The following is an 18,045-nucleotide window of genomic DNA, read 5'->3' as shown; positions in this document are numbered from 1 at the left end:
CCGAGCCCGTCCGCTTGGTGCAGGAATCTCGATCAATCAGCCCATCCGCCAAGAGAAAACCTTATGCCTATTCGTGCTTGGCGACTCGAACTGCTGGACGAGAGTTCGAGATCTACGCAACCCTTAGGACTGTCACTCACAAGCACCGTGAGTAGATATGGCCGCCGTCTCGTTGGCTAGTCCTTCCGAGCCAATCGGGGCGAATGCGGGAGGGCGAAAATTCAGTTCATGAATGCCGCTACCAGTTACAGCGACGCGGTCAACCTGACATCCCGATCGTCAGTTGTCGATCGGGTCGGGGAACGTGCTGGTTACATCCCGGCATTCGACTGGCTACGCGCGGCCCTTGCGATCACCGTGATGCTTCATCACGACCACGTCATAACTTGGCAGGGTGGCGGCTCGTTCGCGGTGCAGATCTTCTTTGCCCTCTCGGGGTGGTTGATCGGCGGGATTCTGATTGGCATTGCCCCCGCAGAATTGCCGCGTTTCTATTTCAATCGTGCTCTGCGGATCTGGGTGCCTTACTACATCGCGCTCGCCCTGCTGTTGACAGCCAGTCTGTGGAAGGACCACATCGGTGAAAAGTGGATCGAGTTCGTCGCGTACAAGGCGCTCATGGTCTGGAATCTGTTCGGCACGCCGCAACTGTCGGAGTTCGTCGACCAGATGCCGCTTCACGGGACAGGAAGCCACTTCTGGTCTGTCAACGCAGAAGAGCAGTTCTACCTGCTAAGCCCGCTGCTGCTCGTGCTCGCTCCTCGGTGGGGCCGGTCCCTCCTGCTGTGGAGTGCGTTGGCAGCAGTTGCGCTTTGGACGGGAAATGTCTACGCCAGCATCGTGCTGGGGGTTCTTGCAGCAATCGCGGTGGCGACCTTCGGCCCGTTTCATCTTTTGAGCCGCACACGGGTGGTACTCTCGATCGCACTGGCAGCGGCAGCCTTTGGACTCTGGCGGGGTGGTCCCTTCACACTGCTGGCGCCTCTCTTTGGAGTCTCTGCCGTCCTCTTGCTCGCATCGCCTGGTACGCCCTCGCAGATCGGGAGGATCGCAGGTGGCATGAGCTATCCGCTCTATTTGAACCACTGGATTGGAGTGTTCGTCGCAAACTTCCTGCTCTCTCCGTACGGGTTGCGTGACTCCGTCCCTCGCCAGATCTTGGCAAGCCTATTGAGTCTGGGACTGGCAGTCCTGCTGTACTTGTACATTGATCGGAAGGTGCTTTCACGGCGGGAACGTTGGTTCAGCACGGGGGCTGGACGTGCTTGCTTCGCCTTGGCGGTCGCCATGATCGCTGCCGGAACTGCTTTTGCGGTGTTCGTAAAGTAGGCCCACGTGCCGTCCGACCCGCTCCCCCGCTGAAGCCGCCAGCGTGGTAACCGTCGAACTTGCGTCGGCGCCGCGCCCACATTGATCCATTTGGACTCTTGGAGAGTGTTGTTTTCACACCTATCCTGTGGGTTTAGGAGTGCTGCCATCAACAAGTCTCTATATCGAGCGGCGCGCTACAACCCTGTCGCCGAGTTGATAAAGAAAGCTGCCGCTGGCTCGAAAGTTGGTTTGGCAGCCCTCGACATGACTCTGCGCGTTTCCAGGGGCGACATCGTCATCGACTGCGGCGCGAATGTCGGAGACGTCACCTCGCGTTTCTTCCGAGCAGGGGCGACCGTTTACGCCTTTGAGCCAAACCCGATCTGCTTCAAGGTGCTAAGGCGTCGATTCCTTGGGCTCGATAATGTGAAGTGCATCAACCAGGGCGTGATGGACCGAAATACGACACTCAGGCTGGAAACCCCTCTGCCTCATGAACGCTTTGATGCTCTGGACGCAACTGTGGCAGCAACCTTCCTTGAGGGCATTCACACGACTGCCGAATATCGCAGCAACTCGGTGGAGGTAGAGTGCATTGACCTCTCCGCGTTCATCCGCCGTGTAGGCCGTGTCAAGTTTCTAAAAATAGATATCGAAGGCGCGGAAATTGCAGTGATCAATTCGCTGATTGACACTGGTGCAATCGACAATGTCGAGCTCGCGGCAGTAGAAACTCACGAGCGCTTTTCACCAGGATTGTTGGCGGACACCAATGCACTGCGCGATCGCATCGCTCGCGAGCGCTTAGAGCAAAAGGTTAGACTTGACTGGTACTAGTGCGACGACCTATCGGCTTTGTCCTCCCGAGTCAGGACTAGAGCATCGTTGCGTCTCAGGGTCGAAGTGAAGCGTGAAAGACACGGTGGCGGGCTCGCCGGCCAGACCGTGAGCGAGGAATAATCGCCGGATGCCTCCATATTGGCGCCCCCTCCTCAAGACCGTCTTCTGGTTCGCCGCCGCCTTGGTGCTGTACCTGGCCCTCTCGCCCGCGCAGGGGCTGCCCAGCACAGGCTGGGACAAGATGAACCATGTCTTGGCGTTCGGCACGCTGGGCGCGCTAGCTGCACTCGCTTGGCCCGCGCGGCTGCCCCGGTCGCTCGTGCTGCTTTTCGGCTACGGGATCCTGATCGAAGTGCTGCAGTCCTTCACGCCAACTCGCTCGCCCGAGCTGCTGGACGTCCTCGCCGATTCCATCGGGTTGCTGCTCGTCGCCGGGTTCTCGAAGGCGATGTTCAGATTGTCCAAGCCGCGCGCCGAATAGGGGACGCCGCCGCTGGGCGGGCTGCACTTCGCGCGGACGTGCCTCTTCGCTCGTCAGGAGTGCTGGTTCTGATGACGCTGGCAAATCAAAAGTGCCTGCGATGCTGTCGCCCCTTCTAACGCCACAGGAGCCGGGTCTCGCGCCACCGCTCGCTTTTTCATCAAGGCAATCCGGTAAAGGTTTGCGGCGCCGCGTAGCGATGGACTCCGCCGAGCGTAAGGCTTAGTTCCTAAGTGCCATTTTCTGGACCAGCACTCGAGCGTTAGTCTGAAGTCCCCAAGGAGGGCTTTATGTACATCACGCTCAATGCCTTTTTAGCGAAATTTCGGATGGTCCCGCTCGTCCTGGCCAGACTCGTCGGTCTGTCCGCGGTTGTAGCAGCCTCGTTCAGTGTTCAAGCTGCATCGGCGCCGATTTTCACCTCGGCAGCTTATACGACCATGATGGCCGGCACGCCGGCCCACGTCAACGGTTGGTGCAGCAGCTGTGGTGGGACCTATGAGGTCAGCGACGTTTTCAACCTTGGCACCACTTCGACAATCACGGGGTTCGAGTTGGGGACCACGCTGGGTTACGGCGGACCCCATAACATCGCCGTTAGCATTTGGGACACCGCTCTTCAAACCCAACTCTATTCAACCACCGTCGCTGCGGGCGCACTTTCCCACAATGTCATATCGTCCAACGCAGTCGATGTGGTCTCCGCGTCGCTCGCTCCTGTCACCTTGGGTGCGGGCACTTACCGTATGAGTTGGTACGACAGCAACATGGGCGTGCCGGCGTGGGTCACGGGCATCGACGATCTTCTCTGGCAGACCTTCCCTCAGATTGGAGGTCCTAACGCGTACAGCTTCCCGAATGGCGACACCGCCGGCTTCCGGATCTTGGGCGACGTGTCCGCGGTTCCGCTCCCGGCAGCGGCGTGGCTGTTCGGTTCAGCATTGTTGGGGGTTGTCGGTTGGGGTCGACGTCGCAAGCCGAGTGCTGAGGCTGGCTGCTGATCACAAGGCTGGTTGCGGGGGGCCCGTCTTCTTGGCCGGGCCCCGAGGCCTGCAGAAACGCGAAAAGGGTTAGCGGCTACTCGCACGCTAACCCTCTTGGTGTCTGGTGGCGCTTCAGGGACTCGAACCCCGGACCTGTGGATTATGATTCCATCGCTCTAACCAACTGAGCTAAAGCGCCGAAGCCCGAAATTATAGCCCAGGCGAGGTTCAGTTGCCGGCCTGTGCCAGCTCTTCCGTTACGAGCCGCACGATCAACCGATCGAGGGTGTCCACCGAATAGTTGCGCACATCGTGCACCGTTTCGCGCCCGGGGCCGCTGCCGGGGCGGTCGGCCTTCGCATAGGTGAGAAACACGAACTTCCCGCCCGTGTACTGCGCGATCTGGCGCTGGATGTATTCCCCCTGCCGGTCCAGACCGCTGGCGCCCACTGAGAACACCTTGATGCCCTTGCCGAGCGCGGCCAGCATGTCCTCGTCGTACTGCGGGCCGCCGTAGTCCAGGTGCGGCGGCGCGTCGGCTAGCAGCACCACCATGCGGGTCGTGCCGCTGTCGCGCCAGGACAGTTCGTGCACGGCCTCGTGCAGCGCCTCGTTCATCGCCTCCGGGTAGTCGCCGCCGCCGCCGGCCTGCAGCGGGTAGAGCGCCTCGCGAAGGAAGGCGCCCACGTCGTTGCTGAAGTCGTGGCTGCGCAGCAGGAAGGCATCGCCGCGATCGCGATAGGCGACCAAGCCCAGGCACAGGTCCGGGCGGCTGGGCAGGTTGGCCACTTCGGCGGTGATCGTGCGCAAGGTCGCCTTGAGCTTGTCGATCTCGTCGGCCATGGAGCCGGTGGCGTCGATCAGGAACAGCAGGTCGAGTCGGGCCCGTGCACTGGCCGGCGGCGCATCGAGCCGCACTTCCACCGCGCTCTTCTGGCCGCGCGTGAGCTGGCCGCCGGCCTGCCGGCCGTCCTTGCGCACGAGCACCTGGTACGCGCCCGAAGCCGCCGGGTCGAATGCGGCGGGGTGTAGCCACGCACGCCCGCCGGCATCGGTGCGCGCCCACATTGCGTAGCCGCTCGTGCCTTGCACGGCGACCTCCGCGTCGCCGACGGGGCGGCCGCGCGCATCCTTCACCTGCAACAGGTAGCGCTCGCGCACCTCGCGCGGGCGGTGCGCCACCTGCGTGCGCTCGCGGAAGGCGAGGTAGGCGCTGAAGTCCGCGTTGTCGTCGACCACGCCTGCGGTCACGGCCTGCGAGGGCTGCGGCACGAGATCGTGCGGCGGCTGCAGTTCGCGTTGTGCCGCCGGGGCCGCGGGCGCAGGCACGGCGAACGGTGCGGCAGGAGCGGCGGCCGGAGGAGCGGCGCCGCGCACGCGATCTTCGGCGCGGGCGCTGCGTTCGGGCGCCGACTTGGCCAGCGCGTCGGGCGCGTACCGGCCCTGCGGCGTGCCCTCGGGCCAACCCGGCACCTCGCGCGTGCGGATCGGGCCCGTGCAATGGGTGGCGGAGGGCGCCTGGAAGTTGGGCAGCACGCGGGGCGCGGCCACGGACCAGGGCTGCGGCTGCGGCCGGGGCTCGGGCCAGACGCCTTGGGCCGTGGCGCTGCAGGCGGCGAGCAGCGCCTGCGCGCAAAGCAGGGCGGCGACGGCAGGGAAGGGACGGCGAGCGGGCATGCGGACTCCTGGAGTGGGTCCTGCCTGCACGGGCGGCGCGTCGCCGCGGGGTGAAAAGTTACGACCCGGTCTAACCCCGATCCGCTTCGGGCGCCGTTGAACGTGGTGTGAAAATCAGCCCATGCCCCACCGAGACGCGCTCGACGAGGACCTGATGCTGGCCTACGCCCAGGGCGAGACGGCCGCCTTCGACGTGCTCTATGCACGGCACGAAGCGGCGCTGTACCGCTTCGTGCGCCGTCTGCTCGGAGCGCGTCTGTCCGCCCAGGCGGACGAGGTCTTCCAGGACACGTGGCTGCGCATCGTCGCCGCCCGCGCGTCCTTCCAGCCGCAGGGCGCGTCCTGGCGCGCGTGGGCCTTCACCATCGCGCACAACCTGGCCATGGACCGCCTGCGCGTCTCCGGCCGCGAGGTGAGCGTCGACGTGGAGGAGGACGGCGAGGAGACGCTGGACTGGCTCGCCACGCACGCGCAGCCGTGGGCGCCTTCGACCGAGGACCAGGCGTTCTGGCGCGCCGCCGGTGCACAGCTGCTGCACTGCCTGGAGGCGCTGCCGCCGGCGCAGCGCGCCGCCTTCCTGCTGCACCACGAAGACGGCGCCACGGTGGAAGACCTGGCGCAACGCCTGGCCTTGCCCTTCGAGACGGCCAAGAGCCGGCTGCGCTACGCGCTGCAGAAGCTGCGCGGCTGCATGGGCGCCTATCTCGCGCCGCTGGAGGCCGCACGATGACGCAGTTGCGCGACCCCCGCCTGGGCAAGGCCCTGGATGCCGCGCCCGACGCCCGGCTGCAGCCGCACGCCCGCACGCGCGAGGCGATCCGCGCCGCCGCGCATGGTGCGGTGCAGCCCGCGTGGCGCCGGTGGTGGACGCGTGCGGCCACGAACCCGCTGCCCTGGACGGCCGCGCTTGCGTCGGTGGTGCTCGCGACCGTCGTCACCGTGACCTGGCAGGGCAAGGAGCCACCCGGCGCGCGGCCAGAGGTGACTGCGTCCGTGCAGCCGGCGCCGGCGCCGTCCACGGCCACCGCGCCCGCACCGGTTCCGGGGGCGCCCGCGACGACTGCGCCCGCTCCCGCCACGCGACCCGCCGCGCCCCCCGCTGCGGTTCCGGGCCGGCCGGCAGCCGACGCGCTCGCGAAGGCCGCGCCCGTGCCCGAGTCCAGTCGCGATCGTGCCGAAGCGCGGGCGCCTAGCGTCGTGGCGCAAGCGCCGTCGGCACCGGCTCCTGCCGCCGCGCCCGCGCCGGGTGTGCCCGTGTCGCCCGCGCCGGGTCCTGCGCCGGCCGCAGCCGCACCACCCGCGATCGCCGTCGCGCCCGCAGCGCCGCCCGTGCCCCAGCCCATCCCGGCCGCGCCGGCAACGCGCGGACTCGACCGGAAAGCGACGGCGTCCTTGCGCGCTGCGCCGCTGGCGCTGCCGTGGACGCAGGTGCGCATCGAGGCGCAAGGCAAGTCGGTGGTGGTGCCGCGGACGCGGGCCGGGGAACTGCCGGCTCTCGTCACCAGCGTGCTGGCCAGCGCGGCGGACGACGCCGGTTCGGCTGCGCCCTTCAGCCTGCGGCTGGAGCTCGCACAAGGCGACGAGGCGCTGGGGACGCTGGACCTCGTCGGCGAAACCTGGCGCTGGACCTCCATGCGCGAGCCGGGCCCGCCCCGGCGGCTGCACGCCGACCCCGATGTGGACGGGGCGCTGCGCGGCGAGGCGCAGCGGCTGCTGGGCCGGTGAGGGCGTCCCGGCCTAGAGCCGGGATCCATGGTGCGCTTGACCCGGCGCCCGTGGATTGCGGCTCGCCGCCGCAACGCCCTACCGGTGCTTGAACGCCGCCTTGCGCTTGTTCACGAACGCGTCCATGCCTTCCTTCTGGTCCTGGGTGGCGAACAGGGCGTGGAACATGCGGCGCTCGAACATGATGCCGTCGGCCAGGCCGCCTTCGAAGGCGCGGTTCACCGACTCCTTGGCGGCCAGCACGGCGATCTGCGAGTAGTCGCAGATCTGCAGCGCGGCGCCGAGCGTCTCTTCCATCAGCTTGTCCAGCGGAACGATCCGGCTCACCAGGCCCGCGCGCTCCGCTTCGGTCGCATCCATCATGCGGCCGGTGAGCGCCAGGTCCATGGCCTTGGCCTTGCCCACCGCGCGCGGCAAGCGCTGCGTGCCGCCCGCCCCGGGGATGATGCCCAGCTTGATCTCGGGCTGGCCGAACTTCGCGTTGTCCGCGGCGATGATGAAGTCGCACATCATCGCGAGCTCGCAGCCGCCGCCGAGCGCGAAACCGCTCACCGCCGCGATCACCGGCTTGCGCACGCTGCGGATCGTCTCCCAGTTGCGCGTGATGTAGTCGCCCTTGTAGACGTCGGCAAACGTGTAGCTGGCCATCGCGCCGATGTCGGCGCCGGCCGCGAACGCCTTCTCGCTGCCGGTGAGGATCATGCAGCCGATGGCTTCGTCCGCGTCGAAGGCCTTCATCGCCTGGCCAAGCTCGTCCATGAGCTGGTTGTTCAGCGCATTGAGCTGCTTGGGCCGGTTGAGGGTGATGACCCCCACCTTGCCTGCTTCGGTACGCACCTCGATCAATTCGTAGGTCATGGCGGGCCTCCTGTGTGCGGGCAACTATAACCAAGGGAAACCATGCTGCGGACGCGCGCGGGCGCGGTGCCAGAATGGCGCGAAAGGAGACCCCATGAGCGAAGCCACCGTCCTGTACGAGGCGCGCGGCAGCGTCGCCCTCGTCACGTTGAACCGGCCGCAGGCCCTCAACAGCTTCACGCGCCGGATGCACCAGGATCTCAGGTCCGTCCTGGACCGCATCAACGGCGACAAGGCGATCCGCGCCGCGGTGCTCACCGGCGCGGGCCGCGGCTTCTGCGCCGGGGCCGACCTGGCGGAGTTCGACTTCGAGCCGGGCCCCGACCTCGTCAAGCGCGCCGACCCCGGCCCGGTGATCGAGCAGGCCTTCAATCCTTCGATCCGCAAGCTGATGGACCTGCGCGTGCCCACGGTCGCTGCCGTGAACGGCGTCGCGGCCGGCGCCGGCGCCTCCTTCGCGATGGCCTGTGACCTCGCGGTGGCGGCGCAGGGCGCGAGCTTCATCCAGGCCTTCAGCAAGATCGGCCTCATCCCCGACGCCGGCGGCTCCTGGTTCCTGATCAAGAAGCTTGGGCTCGCCCGTGCCATGGGCTGCGCCATGCTGGGCGACAAGGTCAGCGCCAAGGACGCCAAGGAGTGGGGGATGATCTGGGACGTCGCGCCCGAGGGCGAGGACTGCATGGCCGCCGCGATGAAGCTCGCGCAGCGCCTGGCCACCATGCCCACGACCGCACTGGTGCAGACGCGCAAGCTGCTGCGCGCCGCCGCCTCCAACGACCTGGACAAGCAGCTGGACCTCGAACGCGACACGCAGTCGGCGCTGGGACGCACGCACGACTACATCGAAGGCGTGATGGCCTTCCGCGAGAAGCGTCCCGCGAACTTCACCGGCGAATGAGCGCGCGTTCGCCTGCACAGCTCGCCGCCGCCGTGGGCGAGGCGATGTACGCCGACGATCCGGCGGTGCGCGACTTCATGCAGATCGAGCTGCTCGCCTGCGAGCCGGGCCGCGCGCTGATGCGCATGAAGGTGCGCGCGCCCATGCTCAACGGGCACAAGATCTGCCACGGCGGCTTGATCTTCACGCTCGCGGATTCGACCTTCGCCTACGCGTGCAACAGCCGCAACAAGGTGACGGTGGCGGCCGGCGCCAGCATCGAGTTCCTCAAGCCCGCGCACCTGGACGACGTGCTCACCTGCGAAGGCGTGGAGCAGGTGCTGCAGGGCCGCCACGGCATCTACGACATGCGGGTCACCAACCAGCGCGGCGAGGTGGTGGCGGTGTTCCGCGGCAAGAGCGCCAGCATCCAGGGCACGGTGATCCCGGAGGAATGATGAAGACGTTTGCGCTGGAACCCATCGAGAAGGCGAGCGTCGACGAACTGCGCGCGCTGCAGCTCAAGCGCCTGCGGCAGACCCTGCGCCACGCCTATTTCAACTCGCCCGTGTACCGGCGCAAGTTCGACGCGGCCGGCGTGCATCCGGACGACTGCCGCAGCCTCGCGGACCTGCCGAAGTTTCCCTTCACGGGCAAATCCGACCTGCGCGACGCCTACCCCTTCGGCATGCTGGCGGTGCCGCGCGAGCAGTGCGTGCGCCTGCATGCTTCCAGCGGCACCACCGGCAAGCCCACGGTGGTGGGCTACACCAAGAACGACATCGAGACCTGGTCGGCGGTGATGGCGCGCAGCATCCGCGCGGCCGGCGCGCGGCCCGGCGACATGGTGCACGTGAGCTACGGCTACGGCCTGTTCACGGGCGGCCTGGGTGCGCACTACGGCGCCGAGAAGCTGGGGCTCACGGTCGTGCCCTTCGGCGGCGGCCAGACCGAGCGCCAGGTGCAGCTGATCGCCGACTTCAAGCCCGACATCATCATGGTCACGCCCAGCTACATGCTGGCCATCGCCGACGAGTTCGAGCGCCAGGGGCTGGACCCGCGCGAAAGCAGCCTGCGCCTGGGCATCTTCGGCGCGGAGCCCTGGACCAACGACATGCGCGCCAAGATCGAGCAGCGCATGGGGATCGATGCGGTGGACATCTATGGCTTGTCGGAAGTGATGGGCCCCGGGGTCGCCAACGAGTGCGTGGAGACCAAGGACGGCCCGACGATCTGGGAAGACCACTTCTATCCCGAGATCATCGACCCCGAGACGGGCCAGCCCGTGCCCGAGGGCGAACTCGGCGAGCTGGTCTTCACCAGCCTCACCAAGGAGGCGCTGCCCATCATCCGCTACCGCACGCGCGACCTCACGCGCCTGCTGCCCGGCACCGCGCGAACCATGCGGCGCATGGAGAAGATCACCGGCCGCAGCGACGACATGATGATCGTGCGCGGCGTGAACGTGTTTCCCACGCAGATCGAGGAGCTGATCCTCAAGCAGGCCGTGCTGGCGCCGCACTACCAGTGCATCCTCACGCGCGAAGGCGCGCTGGACGAACTGGTGGTGGCGGTGGAAGCAGGGCAGGGGCTGGACCCCGAGCAGGAGGACGTGCGCAGCGCCGCGGAGCGCCTGGCGCACGAGATCAAGGCTTACATCGGGACCAGCGCGCGCATCGACCTGCGGCCGGCGGGGGGCGTCGAGCGCAGCCTGGGCAAGGCGAAGCGCGTGGTGGACCAGCGCCGGCTCTGACGGCCCCGCGCGATCCTCAGCGCTGCTCGATGTGGTCGACCATCAGGTCGAGATACGCGTCCTCGCCCATCACGATCCGGATGCGGGCCGGCAGGTACTGCAGGCTGGGTGCGAACCACATCTCCACGTTGATGTTGCCGCGCGGATTGGTGAGCTGGCGCGGCTTGAGGTGGAAGGCTTCCACCGTGCCGAACTTGCCGGTATGCAACTGGTCCTTGCCCACGATCTCGTAGACCCATTCGTCGACGCCGCCCGGCCGCGCGAGCCAGACCTTCACGCTGCGCCCCACCTCCAGCACCTCGCGCCCGCTGGCGAAGCGCTGGCTCAGTTCGACGAACTGGCTGGCGGTGTCCTGGACCCCCGGCGGGCGCGGCACCGTGCGGCCGTTCTCGAGGATCACCACTTCGTCGCCCATCTGCGCGGTGCGCCGCTTGCCCGGGCGCAGCTCCTCGTAGGCGCGCGGGATCAGGCCGTCGGGCGTGACCTCGCCCTGGCTGGTGAGCACCTGCGTGCCGAAGACCTGGATGTTCGCGTCCAGGCGCACCTGGTACTTGCTGCCTTCGCGCTGCCACTGCACGCGCGCGTCGCCGTAGAGCGGTCCGCGGAAGCGGCCGGTGAGCACGTAGTTGAGGCGGGTGTCCACGGGCCACCCGTCCAGGGCCGCGGTGTCACTGGACGTGGACGGCGCGCTGGCCGCGGCGCTTGCCGGCGCTGACGCGGCGCTCGCCGGGGCCGTCGCGGCGGACGCCGCCACCTGCGGCTCGGAAGCCGCCGGCACTGCCGCCTGCGCCAGCTGTTGCTGCCGCGCGCGTTCCTCCGCCTCCACCCGCGCCTGCGCCTCCTCGCGCTCGCGTTCCTCGGCTTCGCGCTGCGCGCGCGCCTGCTCCTGCGCTTCCTTCTTGCGGCGCAGTTCCTCCGCCGAAGATGCAGGAGGCCGGGGCTGGGGCGCCGCGCGCGCCTTGGGCTTGGCAACCGTCGCGGTCGCCACCGGCACCGGCGGCGGCGCGGCGGGCTTGAGCATGCGCGTGTACATGGGCGGCGCCATCAGGGGCAGGCCGGAGATCTGGTCGGCCTGGCGCGAGATCCACTCCAGTCCCAGCACGTGGCCCACCACCACCGCGGCGCTGAGCAGCGCGAGCGTCAGCTTTGCGGGCCGAACCACGTTTGCGCCCTCGCCGGGTCGCGCAGCACCAGCCGCCAGGTGGTGACGGCCGCCGGAACGGCCAGGTCCAGCCGCAGCAGGCGGCGGTCACGCGCCACCATCGCGGTGACCCGGCGGTGCGACCCCGCGTACAGCATCAGGTCGTCCAGCTTGCCCAGGCGCCAGGCGCTGCCCGCGACTTCGACGCCCACCCATTCGTCGTTGGCGGCAAAGCCTGCCTGCTCCGCGGCGCCGCCGCGCAGCACGTTCTTCAGGACCACGCCCGCGTTCTCCGTGACGCGCACGCCCAGGCGCTGCTGCAGCTGCGCGGGCTCCTCCATGACGGAGATGCCGTGCGCCTCCAGCAGGTCCTTGAGCGGCAGCTCCCGCGTGCCGTGCACCCAGGCGGCCAGCTCGCGGGTGTAGGCGCGGCCGCCCAGCTCCTTGAGCACGGAGGCGAAATCGGCTTCGGCCATCGGGCCGGCCTTGCAGCGCTGCCACAGGGCGCGCATCACCTCGTCCAGGCTCGCATGCCCTTCCTGGCGCAGCGTGAGGTCGAAGCACAGGGCCACCAGCGCGCCCTTGGTGTAGTAGCTGACGGTGGCGTTGGCCGTGTTCTCGTCCTGCCGGTAGTACTTCACCCAGGCGTCGAAGCTCGCCTGCGCGACCGACTGCACTTCGCGGCCCGGCGTCTGCAGCACCTGGTTGCAGGTCTTGGTCAGCAGCTTGAGGTAGGTCGCATCGTCGATGAGGCCCGCGCGGCGCAGCAGCAGGTCGTCGTAGTAGCTGGTGAAACCCTCGAAGAACCACAGCAGCTGGGTGTAGTTCTCCTGCTTGTAGTCGTAGTGCGCGAACTCCGCCGGGCGCAGCCGCTTGACGTTCCAGGTGTGGAAGTACTCGTGGCTGATGAGGCCCAGCAGCGTGACGTAGCCCTCGCCCATGCGGGCGTCGCCCACGCGCGGCAGGTCGCGCCGCGAGCAGATCAGCGCGGTCGAATTGCGGTGCTCCAGCCCGCCGTAGCCGTCGTCGATGGCGTTGAGCAGGAACAGGTAGCTCTTGAACGGGGGCTTGCGCCGGTCGTGCCAGAAGCGGATCTGCGCCTCGCAGATCTTCTGCATGTCCGCGATCAGGCGATCCGCGTCGAAGGATTCGGTCGCGCCCGCCACCACCAGCCGGTGCGGCACGCCGCAGGCGCGGAACTCGGCGCTGAAGAAGGGGCCCAGTTCCACCGGGCAGTCGACCAGTTCGTCGTAGTCCTGCGCCAGGTAGGTGCCGAAGCCGCGCTTGCCGGTCTTCAGCGGCTCCAGGCCGGTCGCCGCCTCCCAGTGCGGGTAGGCGCGCGGCGGCACCAGTTCCAGCTCGTGCGGCTCCTGCGCCATGCCGTGCACCCGCAGGCACAGGCTGGTGCCGTTGAAGAAGCCGCGTTGCGAATCGAGCCAGGCCGTGCGCACCGAGTTGTCGAAGGCGTAGACCTCGTAGGAGAGCACCAGCGGGTTGGAGGGCACGCAGTCCACCTGCCAGGTCGACTTGTCCAGCTGCTGGATCGCCACCGGCTTGCCGTCCTGGCGCGCGCTCAGCTTCTGCAGGTGCCGGGCGAACTCGCGCAGCAGGTAGCTGCCCGGGATCCACGCGGGCAGCGACACGCGTTGCCCCGCCTGCGGCTGCGGCACCGTGAGCGTGACGTGGAAGAGGTGGGCGGCGGGATCCGCCGCCTCGACCCGGTAGTGCGGGCCGGCCGGACGCGCGATCACTTCCCGCCGTTCGCCAGCATCTTCTCGACTTCCGCCGCGCCGATGGCGCCGGGGACGCGCGATCCGTCGGCGAAGATCAGGGTCGGCGTGCCGGTGATCTTGTACTTGCGCCCGAACTCCGTGTTGCGCGCGAGCACGCCAACGTCGCAGGAGCCGTCCGCCTTGGCCGGCGCCTCGCTGCGCACCATCCAGTCCAGCCAGGCGCGGCCGCGGTCCTTGGCGCACCACACGGCCTTGCTCTTCTCGACCGAGTCCGGGCCGAGGATCGGGTACAGGTACATGTAGATGGTGACGTTGTCGATCTTCTGCAGGTCGCGCTCGAAGCGCTTGCAGTAGCCGCAGTTCGGGTCCTCGAACACCGCCAGCTTGCGCTTGCCGTTGCCGCGCACGATGGTGAAGGCGTCCTTGACCGGCAGCTGGCTGAAGTCGATCGCCAGCAGCTTGTCCATGCGCTGCTCGGTCAGGTTCACGCGGTTGCGCGTGTCCATCATCTCGCCGCTGAGGATGTAGTTGCCTTCGGCGTCCGTGTAGAACAGCTCGGTGCCGATGCGCACCTCGTAGATGCCGGCCATGGGCGTGCGGTTGATCTCGTCGATGCGCGGGAAGTTGGGCATGCGCTCGGGCAGGTTCCTGCGCAAGGCGCTTTCCACCGCGGGCGGCACCGAGCGTGCCGCATTGGCGGCCGTCGGGGCCATGTCTTTTTCGGCGGCGCCCGCCACCAGCCCGGCTCCCAGCAGCGCCGCAGCCAGCGCGATCCGCATCGCATTCGCGTTCATGTTCTTTCCGTTCTCAAAAGCGAGCGGCCCTGGCCCATTGCCTGCCGCACCACCCAGCGTTTCACCGGCCCGCTGCGGTCGAAGCCGCGCATGCCCCAGTTGCGCAGCCAGGACCAGGGCTCGGCCGACTGCGCGAACAACTGCTGCAGCCCGTCCGTCGTCCAGGCCATGGCCAGCACGTCCATCTTGCGCGCCCGCTCGTAGCGGCGCAGCAGCTTCTCGTCGCCCAGGCTGCGCCAGTACTCGCGGTCGTGCAGCACGCGCGCCAGCGTCTCGGCGTCGCCCAGTCCCAGGTTCAGGCCCTGGCCGGCCAGCGGGTGCACGTTGTGCGCAGCATCGCCCGCGAGCGCCCAGCCCGGGCCGACCCAGCGCTGCGCATTCGCGCGCTGCAGCGGCCAGGCCATGCGTTCGCTGGCCAGCGTCATGCGTCCCAGTTCCGCGCCGGTGCACGCCATCAGCCTGGCTTCGAAGTCGCCCGCCGGCAGGGCCAGCAACTCGTCGGCGCGGGGCTCCTTCACGGACCAGACCAGCGCCACCGAGTTCCCTTGCGCGCCGCCCAGCGGCAGCAGGGCGAGCACGTTGCCTTCCTCGAACCACTGGTGGGCCACGCCGCCATGCGGTTTTTCACACTCCAGCCGCGCCGCGATGGCGCGCTGCGGATAGGACGTGACCTCGAACGGCACGCCGAACTCCGCCCGCGTGCTGCTCGCGCGGCCTTCGCAGACCACGGTCAGCGCGGCGGGCGCGGGCGCGGCCAGCAGCTCGATGCGCGGCTGGAAGCGCACCGCTTCGGCCAGGCGCGCGAGCAGAGGCTGGACGTCGACGATCCAGGCCAGCGCCGGCACCTGTTCGTCCTGGGCCGAGAAGCGGACGTGGCCGCCGTCGTCGCCGCGCACCTGCATGGCGGCCACGGCGGTCGCGTGCTGGTCGTCGGGCCAGGCGCGCAGGCCCAGCAGCAGCTCGCGCGAGGCGGCATTGAGCGCATAGGCGCGCACGTCCCCATGGCCGGAAGCGGGCGCGGGCTGTGCGTCGACCAGGCCGACGCGCAGCCGGTCGCGCGCAAGCAGCAGGGCCAGGGTGCGGCCCACGATGCCGGCGCCGCGGATACACACGTCATAGGGGGCGGCCATGGAGGGATTGTAGGAGCCGGGCACAATCCCTGCCCATGAGCCAAGCCCCCGACGTGACCGCCCGCCTTGCCCGCCTGTTCGTCTATCCGGTCAAGTCCTGCGCCGGGGTGGAAGTGCGCGAGGCCCTGCTGACGGAAACCGGCCTGGACCTGGACCGCGCCTGGATGGTGGTGGACGAAACCGGCGCCGGCGTCACCCAGCGCGAGCTGCCCCGCATGGCGCTGGTGAAACCCCAGCTCAAGGTGCACGAGGTGGTGCTGCGCGCACCGGGCATGCTGGCGCTGCACCTGTCCATGGACACGGTCGAGGAACCCATGCGCGTGCGCCTCTGGGACGACGAGGTGCCGGCGTTCGACATGGGCGACGTGGCCGCCCAGTGGTTCACGGATTTCCTGGGGCGCAAGCTGCGGCTGGTGCGCTTCGACCCCGAGCACCGGCGCCTGTCCAGCCTGCAGTGGACCGGCGGTGCCGAGGCGCTGAACCAGTTCAGCGACGGCTATCCGCTGCTGGTGGCGAGCACGGCCTCGCTGGAGCAGCTCAATGCCAAGCTGGCCGCGGGCGGCCACGCTCCCGTGGGCATCGAGCGCTTCCGGCCCAACCTCTTGCTGGAAGGCGTGGAGGCGCACGACGAGGACAGGCTGGACCTCATCCGCATTGCCACCGAAGGCGGCGAGGTGCAGCTGCGGCCCGTGAAGCCCTGCGCCCGCTGCCCCATCCCCAACATCGACCCGGCCACGGCCGAGAGCGATCCGATCGTCACCGACACGCTGCAGGGCTACCGCCGCAACGCCGCGGTCGGCGGCGGGATCAGCTTCGGCATGAACGCGATCGTCGTGGACGGGCTGGACCAGACCCTGCGGGTGGGCCAGGCCGCCAGCGCGAACTTCAAGTTCGACTAGACGCTGCGCTCACGGCGCGGTCGCGAACTGCGAGTCGCCGGCAGCGGACGCGGCGGCACCGGCCTCGGTGAACAGCGCGGAATCGCCGGGCTCGGACGCTTCGGCCTGCTCCGGCTGGATGAAGCGGATCGGCCGGCGCGTGCGCGGCGACATGCGCGCGAGCTGGCCGGCGAGCGCGCCCTGGATCTCCTCCGCTTCCATGGGCCGCTCGGCCAGGAGCAGGGCGGCGATGTGGAACTGCAGCGTCACGTCCGGCTTGAGGCCGGGCAAGGGCATGAGGCCGGCGGCGATCAGCCGCGTGGCGCGCTCCGTGACCGAGCTGCGCGCGCCGGCGCCTTCCAGGATGACGCCGAAGCGTGCCTCGCCCACCCGGCTGACCGTGTCCACGTCGCGCAGCAGGCGGCGCAGCTTGATCACGCTGCGCAGCAGGCTCTGCTCGGCCACCGCGCTGCCGAAGTACTCGCGGATGCGCGCGTGGTTCACCAGGTCGATGTACATGATCGCCGCGTTCTCCTCGTCGCGGCGGAAGCGGGCGACGACCTGGCGCAGCCGGTCGGTGAAGAGATGCGGCGCGAGCAGGCCGGTGAGCGCGTCGTGCGTGGACAGCGCCTGCTCGCGGACCTCGGCGCCGTGGCGGTCGCGCGAGCGGATGAACAGGGCCACCAGCATCAGCGGCACCTCGGCCGCGATCCCCGCCACCACCACGTACTGCGAGACGAAGGGCACGGCTCCCCATCCCAGCGCGCTCGACACGCTCGCGACGAGCGCGGCCACCAGCGGGAACTGCGCGGCGAGCACCCAGCGCGCGACCCCGTCGCCGCGCCACCAGGCGAGCACGGAAACGAGCAGTGCCGAGACGCTGGCCAGGCACAGGTACACGCCCACCAGCGGGATGTGGATGGACTTGGGGACCAGCACGGGCACGAGGGCCAGCAGCAGGCCGGCGGCACCGAGCACCAGCGTCCACCGGTCCAGCCAGGGCAGGCGCCTGCGCAGGCCCAGGGTCTTGCGCACGAACAGCATGGCCGTGCCGACGGCGGCGCAGGCCAGCATGGTCGTGGGCGCGTCCTGCAGCAGGCCGGACCCGGGCCAGAGGAACTGGCCGGCCATGCCGGTGTACGAGGCCACCGCCAGCGTGGTGAGGGCCGCATAGCCCGCGTACCAGGCAAAGCCGGCGTCGCGGTACGCCCAGGCCAGGGCGAGGCAGCCGGCAATGAGCAGCAGCAGCGCGCCGAAGGCCAGCCCCAGGCCCAGGTACTCCGCCTGCACGCGCTCGGTGTGGTGCGCCTCCGTGGCCAGCTCCAGCGGGAAATTCGCCGGCGTGGCGTGCTGGATGCGCACGAACACGTCGCGCGCCTCGCCGGGCGGCAGCTCGAGCCGGAAGAAGGGGGAGCGGCCGCGCTCGGGCCAGCTGGCGACCGCGAGCGTGTCGCCGGCGCTTTCCGCGCGCCACTGGGCGCCATCGGTCTGGTACACGGTCACCTGGTCCAGCAGCGGCATCGGGAACTTGAGCAGCCAGTCCTGCCGCTCCCTGGCCCCGCGCTGCAGGCGCAGGTGCAGCCACAGCGCGCCCTGCGCGGGCAGGTGGTGGATCGCGCCGGGCTGCCCCGGTGCGAAGCGGGCCGGCGGCGCGTGCAGCACCTGCGCCAGCGTTGCGTCGCCGTCCGCGTCCACCCAGCTGCGGGCCAGGACCTGGGCATCGACGGCACCCATGGCGTCGCGCAGCACGGTCGCCGGCGGGGCCTCCGCCGCGGCGGCGTGCAGGCACCACAGCACCGCGCAGAAAGCCCCCAGCAGCCGGGCCATCCCCCATGGCATACACTTTCGGGCTTCGCTAACGGGT

17 protein-coding genes and 1 tRNA gene are annotated in these 18,045 nt (G+C 68.9%); 10 read left to right on the top strand and 8 right to left on the bottom strand.

Going from position 1 to position 18,045, the window contains the following annotated elements; translation table 11 throughout:
- The first annotated feature begins 228 nt into the window (after nucleotides 1-228).
- The 4 genes from AC3EGR_RS20685 to AC3EGR_RS20670 all read left to right on the top strand — a co-directional run bounded on the left by AC3EGR_RS20685 (nucleotide 229) and on the right by AC3EGR_RS20670 (nucleotide 3,633).
- Nucleotides 229-1,329, top strand: coding sequence for an acyltransferase family protein (locus tag AC3EGR_RS20685; protein WP_488548408.1), 1,101 nt, complete (start codon nucleotides 229-231; stop codon nucleotides 1,327-1,329).
- Nucleotides 1,330-1,524: 195 nt separating this feature from the next.
- Nucleotides 1,525-2,148: an FkbM family methyltransferase gene (locus tag AC3EGR_RS20680; protein ID WP_488548407.1), complete on the top strand. Its 624-nt coding sequence runs from the start codon at nucleotides 1,525-1,527 to the stop codon at nucleotides 2,146-2,148.
- A gap of 130 nt (nucleotides 2,149-2,278) precedes the next feature.
- Nucleotides 2,279-2,632 carry a VanZ family protein gene (locus AC3EGR_RS20675; protein WP_488548406.1) on the top strand — a complete coding sequence of 118 codons (354 nt, stop codon included), beginning with the start codon at nucleotides 2,279-2,281 and terminating at the stop codon, nucleotides 2,630-2,632.
- Between the two features lie 290 nt (nucleotides 2,633-2,922).
- A complete protein-coding gene (locus AC3EGR_RS20670) occupies nucleotides 2,923-3,633 on the top strand; it encodes a VPLPA-CTERM sorting domain-containing protein (protein WP_488548405.1) in 711 nt (236 codons plus the stop codon).
- A gap of 104 nt (nucleotides 3,634-3,737) precedes the next feature.
- On the opposite strand, the gene AC3EGR_RS20665 is transcribed toward AC3EGR_RS20670, so the two are convergent.
- Nucleotides 3,738-3,814 (bottom strand) — tRNA-Met (locus AC3EGR_RS20665).
- A 29-nt stretch (nucleotides 3,815-3,843) separates the two neighbouring features.
- A complete protein-coding gene (locus AC3EGR_RS20660) occupies nucleotides 3,844-5,292 on the bottom strand; it encodes a VWA domain-containing protein (RefSeq protein ID WP_488548404.1) in 1,449 nt (482 codons plus the stop codon).
- Nucleotides 5,293-5,413: 121 nt separating this feature from the next.
- On the opposite strand from AC3EGR_RS20660, the gene AC3EGR_RS20655 reads away from it, so the two are divergent.
- Nucleotides 5,414-6,022, top strand: coding sequence for a sigma-70 family RNA polymerase sigma factor (locus AC3EGR_RS20655; protein ID WP_488548403.1), 609 nt, complete (start codon nucleotides 5,414-5,416; stop codon nucleotides 6,020-6,022).
- Nucleotides 6,019-7,017: a hypothetical protein gene (locus AC3EGR_RS20650; RefSeq protein WP_488548402.1), complete on the top strand. Its 999-nt coding sequence runs from the start codon at nucleotides 6,019-6,021 to the stop codon at nucleotides 7,015-7,017. Before AC3EGR_RS20655 ends, AC3EGR_RS20650 begins: the two co-directional genes overlap by 4 nt.
- A 78-nt stretch (nucleotides 7,018-7,095) precedes the next feature.
- Here AC3EGR_RS20650 and AC3EGR_RS20645 read toward each other — a convergent pair whose 3' ends face one another.
- A complete protein-coding gene (locus AC3EGR_RS20645) occupies nucleotides 7,096-7,875 on the bottom strand; it encodes an enoyl-CoA hydratase (RefSeq protein WP_488548401.1) in 780 nt (259 codons plus the stop codon).
- A 94-nt stretch (nucleotides 7,876-7,969) separates the two neighbouring features.
- Between AC3EGR_RS20645 and AC3EGR_RS20640 the strand changes: the two genes are divergently transcribed.
- Genes AC3EGR_RS20640 through paaK form a run of 3 tightly spaced genes read left to right on the top strand, consistent with a single transcriptional unit; the run spans nucleotide 7,970 to nucleotide 10,505 of the window.
- A complete protein-coding gene (locus AC3EGR_RS20640) occupies nucleotides 7,970-8,773 on the top strand; it encodes an enoyl-CoA hydratase-related protein (RefSeq protein ID WP_488548400.1) in 804 nt (267 codons plus the stop codon).
- Entirely contained in the window at nucleotides 8,770-9,210 is a 441-nt protein-coding gene (gene paaI, locus AC3EGR_RS20635; RefSeq protein ID WP_488548399.1) for a hydroxyphenylacetyl-CoA thioesterase PaaI, read from the top strand. Before AC3EGR_RS20640 ends, paaI begins: the two co-directional genes overlap by 4 nt.
- Nucleotides 9,207-10,505: a phenylacetate--CoA ligase PaaK gene (gene paaK / locus AC3EGR_RS20630; RefSeq protein ID WP_488548398.1), complete on the top strand. Its 1,299-nt coding sequence runs from the start codon at nucleotides 9,207-9,209 to the stop codon at nucleotides 10,503-10,505. The genes paaI and paaK overlap by 4 nt, the downstream gene beginning before the upstream one ends.
- Before the next feature lie 16 nt (nucleotides 10,506-10,521).
- On the opposite strand, the gene AC3EGR_RS20625 is transcribed toward paaK, so the two are convergent.
- The 4 genes from AC3EGR_RS20625 to AC3EGR_RS20610 form a co-directional block, all read right to left on the bottom strand.
- Nucleotides 10,522-11,667, bottom strand: a complete 1,146-nt coding sequence (locus AC3EGR_RS20625) for a DUF3108 domain-containing protein (RefSeq protein ID WP_488548397.1) — start codon at nucleotides 11,665-11,667, stop codon at nucleotides 10,522-10,524.
- Entirely contained in the window at nucleotides 11,646-13,397 is a 1,752-nt protein-coding gene (locus AC3EGR_RS20620; RefSeq protein ID WP_488548396.1) for a M61 family metallopeptidase, read from the bottom strand. The genes AC3EGR_RS20625 and AC3EGR_RS20620 overlap by 22 nt, the downstream gene beginning before the upstream one ends.
- Entirely contained in the window at nucleotides 13,394-14,092 is a 699-nt protein-coding gene (locus tag AC3EGR_RS20615) for a DsbC family protein (RefSeq protein WP_488548449.1), read from the bottom strand. Before AC3EGR_RS20615 ends, AC3EGR_RS20620 begins: the two co-directional genes overlap by 4 nt.
- A gap of 77 nt (nucleotides 14,093-14,169) precedes the next feature.
- Complete coding sequence (locus AC3EGR_RS20610; RefSeq protein ID WP_488548395.1) at nucleotides 14,170-15,303, bottom strand: FAD-dependent monooxygenase; 1,134 nt, start codon at nucleotides 15,301-15,303, stop codon at nucleotides 14,170-14,172.
- 35 nt (nucleotides 15,304-15,338) lie between these two features.
- Here AC3EGR_RS20610 and AC3EGR_RS20605 point away from each other — a divergent pair, with 35 nt between their 5' ends.
- Nucleotides 15,339-16,202, top strand: a complete 864-nt coding sequence (locus tag AC3EGR_RS20605; protein WP_488548394.1) for an MOSC domain-containing protein — start codon at nucleotides 15,339-15,341, stop codon at nucleotides 16,200-16,202.
- A 9-nt stretch (nucleotides 16,203-16,211) separates the two neighbouring features.
- On the opposite strand, the gene AC3EGR_RS20600 is transcribed toward AC3EGR_RS20605, so the two are convergent.
- Nucleotides 16,212-18,008, bottom strand: a complete 1,797-nt coding sequence (locus AC3EGR_RS20600) for a sensor domain-containing diguanylate cyclase (RefSeq protein ID WP_488548393.1) — start codon at nucleotides 18,006-18,008, stop codon at nucleotides 16,212-16,214.
- Nucleotides 18,009-18,045: the final 37 nt, after the last annotated feature.

This window comes from Ramlibacter sp. G4-7, assembly GCF_057784995.1.
Note: the sequence above shows the minus strand (reverse complement) of the source record. Positions and strands in the feature narration are given on the sequence as shown.